General features: G+C 49.1%; 7 protein-coding genes. 4 read left to right on the forward strand and 3 right to left on the reverse strand.

The features are described 5' to 3' along the window. Window positions 1–251 precede the first annotated feature (251 nt). The gene (locus ABLV07_RS19940) at window positions 252–974 is read left to right on the forward strand and encodes a response regulator transcription factor (RefSeq protein WP_020079675.1); all 723 of its coding nucleotides are present in this window, start codon (window positions 252–254) and stop codon (window positions 972–974) included. Continuing rightward, window positions 935–1,615, forward strand: a complete 681-nt coding sequence (bglJ, locus tag ABLV07_RS19945) for a DNA-binding transcriptional activator BglJ (protein ID WP_045358897.1) — start codon at window positions 935–937, stop codon at window positions 1,613–1,615. Before ABLV07_RS19940 ends, bglJ begins: the two co-directional genes overlap by 40 nt. A gap of 8 nt (window positions 1,616–1,623) precedes the next feature. Here bglJ and ABLV07_RS19950 read toward each other — a convergent pair whose 3' ends face one another. Next, window positions 1,624–2,082 (reverse strand): YbaK/EbsC family protein, encoded by a 459-nt coding sequence (locus ABLV07_RS19950; RefSeq protein ID WP_100279220.1) that lies wholly within the window; start codon window positions 2,080–2,082, stop codon window positions 1,624–1,626. 336 nt (window positions 2,083–2,418) lie between these two features. Here ABLV07_RS19950 and ABLV07_RS19955 point away from each other — a divergent pair, with 336 nt between their 5' ends. Next, a complete protein-coding gene (locus ABLV07_RS19955; protein ID WP_015368395.1) occupies window positions 2,419–3,762 on the forward strand; it encodes a PTS sugar transporter subunit IIC in 1,344 nt (447 codons plus the stop codon). Between the two features lie 37 nt (window positions 3,763–3,799). Here the strand turns inward: ABLV07_RS19955 and fhuF are convergent, their stop codons facing one another. Together fhuF and ABLV07_RS19965 are read right to left on the reverse strand one after the other, a co-directional pair. Further along, on the reverse strand, window positions 3,800–4,588 hold the full coding sequence (fhuF, locus tag ABLV07_RS19960) for a siderophore-iron reductase FhuF (RefSeq protein ID WP_020079672.1): 789 nt from the start codon (window positions 4,586–4,588) through the stop codon (window positions 3,800–3,802). Between the two features lie 112 nt (window positions 4,589–4,700). Next, window positions 4,701–5,747: a GGDEF domain-containing protein gene (locus ABLV07_RS19965; protein ID WP_015368393.1), complete on the reverse strand. Its 1,047-nt coding sequence runs from the start codon at window positions 5,745–5,747 to the stop codon at window positions 4,701–4,703. 265 nt (window positions 5,748–6,012) lie between these two features. Here ABLV07_RS19965 and ABLV07_RS19970 point away from each other — a divergent pair, with 265 nt between their 5' ends. Next, window positions 6,013–6,252, forward strand: a complete 240-nt coding sequence (locus ABLV07_RS19970; protein WP_032706671.1) for a DUF1435 domain-containing protein — start codon at window positions 6,013–6,015, stop codon at window positions 6,250–6,252. Window positions 6,253–6,327: the final 75 nt, after the last annotated feature.

Below are 6,327 nucleotides of genomic sequence, written 5' to 3' on the forward strand. Positions count from 1 at the left end.
TTTAATTCTTAAGGTAATTTTTCTAATGAGGGCTTTAATTTTTTCTAATTTATTGATGGCATCATTTTGTGTTAGGGTAAATCGTTGGTGAGAGTAATAGTTATATATCCCTCACGGTTATGGAATTAACTTCAGGGCGTGCATTATGCCCACCAGGGACGATAAAGATTCAGTAGGTGAAATAATATTATAGTAGCCATTCATCCATCATTTATTTTGGATGTGAATCTTTGACAGGAAGCGGAGGTTTTATGTTGCCAGGACAAGGTAAATTTGGCGTCATCATCAGTAGAATACCAGTTATGCAATCTGGCCTGAAGGCTATTTTGAGGGAGCATCTCCCTGATTACGATCTGAGTTTCTGTGGCTCGCAGGATGAACTCACGTTACTGCAGCTTCGCCGCGCCGTACTGGTCGTCGTTGACCTCTCCGGACACATTGAACGCCCGCGAGATATTTGTGAGCATTATTATTCGTTAATGAATCAATACCGGGATATTCACTGGATTTTTATGGTTGGCCACTCCTGCTTCCCTTTGGCAGTCGAGTTTCTCATGCGGCCGGAGAGTTCGCTGATTTCTGATAGCGAGCCGGTAAGACGTTTCATTGAAGTCATCCGCGCCGGCAAACTTTCCGCTGAGAGAATTAGCCAGACGCTTTTTTCACCTGAGATGGATAACTTAGGTGATGAAGCAAGCGAAGCGGTCATCCTGACCTTTTCTGAGCGCAAAGTGTTGCGGCTACTGGCAAAAGGGTGGGGAATTAATCAGATTGCCGCTTTGTTGAAAAAAAGCAATAAAACGATAAGCGCGCAGAAAAATAGCGCCATGCGCCGACTTTCGTTACGCAGTAATGCAGAAATGTATGCCTGGATCAATAGCGCTCAAGGAATGAAGGAACTGAATCTGTATTCAGCCTATGGAGATAACACGGAATGGAAAAAAATCTCACAACACGATGTGTCGCTATCGTAGAAAAATGCGCAATGACTGAAATGGCGCTTCGTTACATTTTAAGTAATGAAGCGGGTAAAAAATATAGCATCCATTTTTATAAAGATACTCAGGCCTTAAAGCGCGAATTCGCTTCCAAAAACTTTATCGCCGTTATTTTTTCTCTTTCCGGTAGCAGGCGTATTCGCCTGGAAAGCCTGCTCTTTTTACACGAAATTGCGCAAACTCGCCCTGAAATACAGCGAATCGTACTAGCGGATAATACGGCGGAAATGCGTCTGATCAGTCATCTGACGCCCTCAAGCCCACAAACTATCCTCAATAAATCATCTTGTCTTACTCGCCTGCAGGAACGTTTACTGCAGCTAATCGAACAGGCGCCGTTGGATAAAGAAAGCATTCTCAATCGCAGCTATAACTCTTGTGGGCAAATTCTTAGCCCAACGGAACATACCATTCTGCGTTACATGACTTACGGCTATTCGTTACCCGAAATCGCCACCCAGCTTGATCGAAATATCAAAACCATCCGCGCGCATAAATTTAACGCGATGACCAAGCTGGGCGTTAACTCTGATATTGGCCTACTGAGCGCGGCGGACATTTTGCTGTGTCTGCCGGCTAATAATGACGATGGCCGGGGAATGCGCCTGGCGCAATAACTGGCAATCTACAGGCAGACGTCGACCCAGTCGGCTTCTGTCAGTTGCGCCATACGTTCAGGTGAAATTCGTACCGCGCTATGAATAGCCCCCGCTGCTGGCAGAACTTCGGGATATTGTTTGAGCGAGATATCGCAGTAAACCGGCAGCGGATTTTCCAGGCCAAACGGGCAGACGCCGCCGACGGGGTGTCCGGTGAGCGTAACGACTTCATCGCTGCTGAGCATTCGCGCTTTTGCCCCGAAAGCGTCTTTCAGTTTTTTATTATCCAGCCGTGCATCGCCTTTGGCGACGATTAATATAATCCGGTCTTTTACTTTTAAAGATAAAGTCTTAGCGATTTGCCCCGGCTCGACCCGATGCGCGGCGGCGGCAAGCGCAACGGTCGCCGTACTTTGATTCAATTCGATGATTTCAATATCGGGGGCATGTTCAGCAAAAAACTGCCTCACGGACTGCAGACTCATGGGGTTCTCCTGATAGTTTTCCGCTTAAATCTGTCACAAGGTCGGAAATCTGTAAATATTGTCGATAGATAATCAGGAATTATTCTGATTTCTGGATCTTCTTCACAATCACTGCAACCGGTTACTGTAACCGGTTGCAGTATGACCTTCGTCGATGAATACTGACAAGGTAACTCCCTGTAGCAAAGATAACTAACAGCCGCGCGTGAGATATTCCTGCTGACAATATGGCGACCTTAAACCCCGGGTAGCTACTGTCCATACGCAGTTAATTTCAGCATAGCGGCAAGATTACCGTTGTTGGGCCTGTTTCGATAGCCTGTCAGGAGGGCTGCTATGTCTGCTAACCATGCTGCGTTTAATCTGATATTTCGCTTTGTAGAGAACTATATAAGTCCCGTTGCCGGGCGCATTTCTTCGCAGCGCCACGTCATGGCTATTCGTGACGGATTTATCTCGGCCATGCCGTTTATGATCGTAGGTTCCTTTCTCTTAGTCTTCGCTTATCCGCCTTTTTCACCGGATACCACCTGGGGCTTCGCCCGCGCCTGGCTGGATTTGGCTAAAGAGTTCGAAGGACGGATTCTGACGCCTTTTGATATGACCATGGGCATCATGTCCATTTATATCTGCGCGGCGATTTCCTACAACCTGGGCAAGCATTATGAAAAGGCGCACCAGCTCGATCCTTTCATGTGCGCCATGCTGTCGATCATGGCGTTCCTGCTGATCGCTGCGCCAAAAACCAATGGCAGTTTGCCGGTTGATAGTCTTGGCGGCACCGGGATCTTTACCGCGATCCTGGTGGCGATTTATTGCGTGGAGATGATGCGATTCCTGAAGGCGCACAATATCGGGATCCGTCTGCCGGATCAGGTGCCGCCGATGATCAAAAACTCGTTCGATTTGCTGATCCCGGTCCTGGTGGTGGTGCTGACGCTCTATCCGTTGAGTCTGTTTATCCAGCATCATTTCGACATGCTGATCCCGCAGGCCATCATGGCTATCTTTAAGCCATTGGTCTCTGCCGCAGATTCATTACCGGCCATTCTGCTGGCAGTGTTGATTGGCCACCTGCTGTGGTTCGCAGGGATTCACGGGGCGGCGATTGTCTCCGGCATGCTGCAGATGTTCTGGCTCACTAATCTGGGGATGAACCAGCAGGCCCTGGCGCAGGGCGCGCCGCTGCCGCATATTTTTATGGAAGCGTTCTGGACGTTCTTCATCGTTGTCGGCGGTTCCGGCGCAACCATGGGGCTGGTGTTCTGCTATCTGCGCAGCCGTTCCGCACATTTGCGCTCTATCGGCCGTTTAAGCGTGGTGCCAAGCCTGTTTAACATTAACGAGCCGGTTATTTTTGGCACGCCTATCGTGATGAACCCGGTATTCTTTATTCCGTTCCTGCTGGCGCCGATGGTTAACGCGGTGATTGCCTGGGCGGCCATGAAGTTGGATCTGATCGGTCGTGTTATCTCCGTTGTGCCGTGGACGGCGCCGGCGCCGATTGGCGGCGCATGGGCGTTGGGATGGGATTTCCGCGCGGCGATTCTGGTCGTTGTCCTCGCTTGCGTATCGGCTATCATCTACTTCCCGTTCTTTAAAGTGTACGAAAAGCAACTGCTGGCGCAGGAAGCTGAAGAGGCGCAGCGCGCGGCGCAGGAGAATGAGCAGACCGCATAAAATGACAACGGGCGGCATATTGCCGCCCGTCAGGTAATTACTTTAACGTGCAGTCGCCGCATTGTTGAACGTCCGGCAGGCGATAACGCTGACAGCAAGTTCGACGTACCAGCAGCCCTTCGCGCAGGACTACCGTTCGCCACAGCGGGTTATCCTCGCCACTGGCCTGCTGTTTTGCAAAAAAACAGTGTTGACGTAGCGCGTTCACCTGCTCGTCGCCAAGCAGATTTTTCATTTCACCGAGATACCAGTTAATCAGATAGCCGGTATTGCTCCAGATAAGCTTACCGTTAATGTCGCCGGTAGCTTCCAGCGCTTCCACCACCGGTTTCAGGGCTTTATTGACCAACATATCCATACGCGCTTGCGCGGGAAGCATCAACGCATCATGGTCGGCATGCACGTCAATCCAGAAGCAAGCCGCGCGCCCGCTTTCATGGAATTCAACGCGAAAATGCTCCGGTTCAAGGCTAATTGCCTGTTCTTCCGTAAGCAACGCCAGCATTAGCGGCGGCACCAGCAGGCCGATATACCACTGCGCCCACAGTGAAAGCAGGGGTTTTTGTTCGCGCGGTTGGCTGGGCTGATGGCGATAAATATGGTCGGAATAGGTGGACAGTAATGAACTAAGGGACGTTGGTCGTGACCATTCCGCGAGGGTTAGAGCAAACGGGGGAGCTTCTTCATCCAGACGCAGGAAATCCAGTAGATGCGGGCGTACCGCAGCGATCTTTTCCCGTACCGCATTCGCTAATGCATGCTCGACGGGCGCAAGCGGCGCACGCCAGATGATGTCATCGCTGAAGGAGAAGGTACGGTAAGCCATCAGATTTCCAGATACAAATCTAAATGATAATGATTGCTGATACTAGTTGTTCGTTGCAGGGAGCGCAAGCGATTTGTCAGCGCCGCATATCCTTCGCGGCGGGCTGGAAGCGTTAGTTGACGAGAATGATATTACGTCCCTGGTTTTTGGCTTCATATAGCGCGCTATCGGCGCGTTTTATCGCACTGTCGATGTCGCCACTCACCAGAGGGGTCATCCCGATACTGATAGTGACATGAGTGGCGACGCTTTCGTTAAAACGATGCGCGATTTTTAAATCGTAAACCCGTTGGCGAATACGCTCTGCTGTCTGGAAGGCGGATTCCGCCGAGCTGCTGGTCAGCACCACCATAAACTCTTCACCGCCAAAGCGAGCGACGATATCGCGTGAACGCACGGAATTACGAATCGCCGCGGATACCTGGATTAGCGCCTGGTCGCCCATCATATGGCCATAGTTATCGTTGTAGGCTTTGAAATGGTCAATATCCAAAAGCAGGATGAAATGTTCGCAGGTATCCACTGCCAGGATGTTATCCATCCGGTTTTGCAGGCCACGGCGGTTATACAGGCCGGTTAATGGATCAAGCATACTGAGATCGTTCAGGGTGTTACGCTCTTGCAACAGTTTATCCATTAGCCCTTGGGTAAAATTATCGCTGCGCTTTTGCATAATGTTTTGCAACGTAATTCCAGCAACTGGCAGGACAAAGCAGTAAAACATCCGCATCCACTGTTCGCCGCCGGCCAGTACCAGACACACCATAAAAGTCGGTAGCGAATGTAGAGTAAAGGCAATGATATTGTTAGAAAAAGCGATAGTTCCAATAAACAGGATGCTTAATAAGGCAATAACCAGAAAGTTAAAATGTGGAGGTGGTAACAATGAGGCTTTTATTACGATGTGCCAGGCCCATAGCATGCCAAATAACAGAGAAATAACAGGAATATTTATTTTCTGTTTTGGAAATTTCCAATTCCATAACAAGAACCCCAGGCTGGCGGCACAGATCAGCGAACTCGGCAGCGTGACGGTGACAATGGTAAACAGCGGACTGAGCAGCGACAGAGCGGCAGAAACACAATTAAGTAATAAAAAAAGTCGTAAGGAATACTGATATTTTTGCTCGTAATGAGCCCGCCAGGTTTGTGCAGTCATATTGGTACTATCATTATTAGTAGTTAAGTTTCAAGATGATGGCTGCCAAAGGGGAAAAATATAAAACAACACGTAATATAAGGCTATCTGCGCAAATGATCAGACAATGTAATATATAGATTTAATTTGCTTAATTTATCATCCCAATGAATGTATGTCATTACTCCTGAATGCAAGAGTAATAAAAGTTAAACTCTCTGGCATGACAAATGATAAAAGTTATCATATGATATTGGTTATCATTATCGTTGTGAGAGGCGAAACCATGTTGCAGCGAGCTTTAGGGAGTGGTTGGGGAATTCTGCTGCCGGGCGTACTGGTGATGGCGTTAGGCATGATTGGCCTGCCGGTGGAAGCCTGGCGCGTGATGATTGTGCTGGGGTTACTACTATCGGCGGCAATGATCTGGCACCGTCAGTTACGTCATTTCGTACTGTTGCCGTCAAGCGTAGCGCTGGTCAGTGGAATAATGCTGATCATGTTGAATTTGAAGCTGATGGGATAAAACAGAGAAGGGTAAGAATATTGGTGCGAGGGGGGGGACTTGAACCCCCACGTCCGTAAGGACACTAACACCTGA

Source organism: Klebsiella sp. CN_Kp097 (assembly GCF_040064495.1).
GTDB lineage: Bacteria > Pseudomonadota > Gammaproteobacteria > Enterobacterales > Enterobacteriaceae > Klebsiella > Klebsiella aerogenes.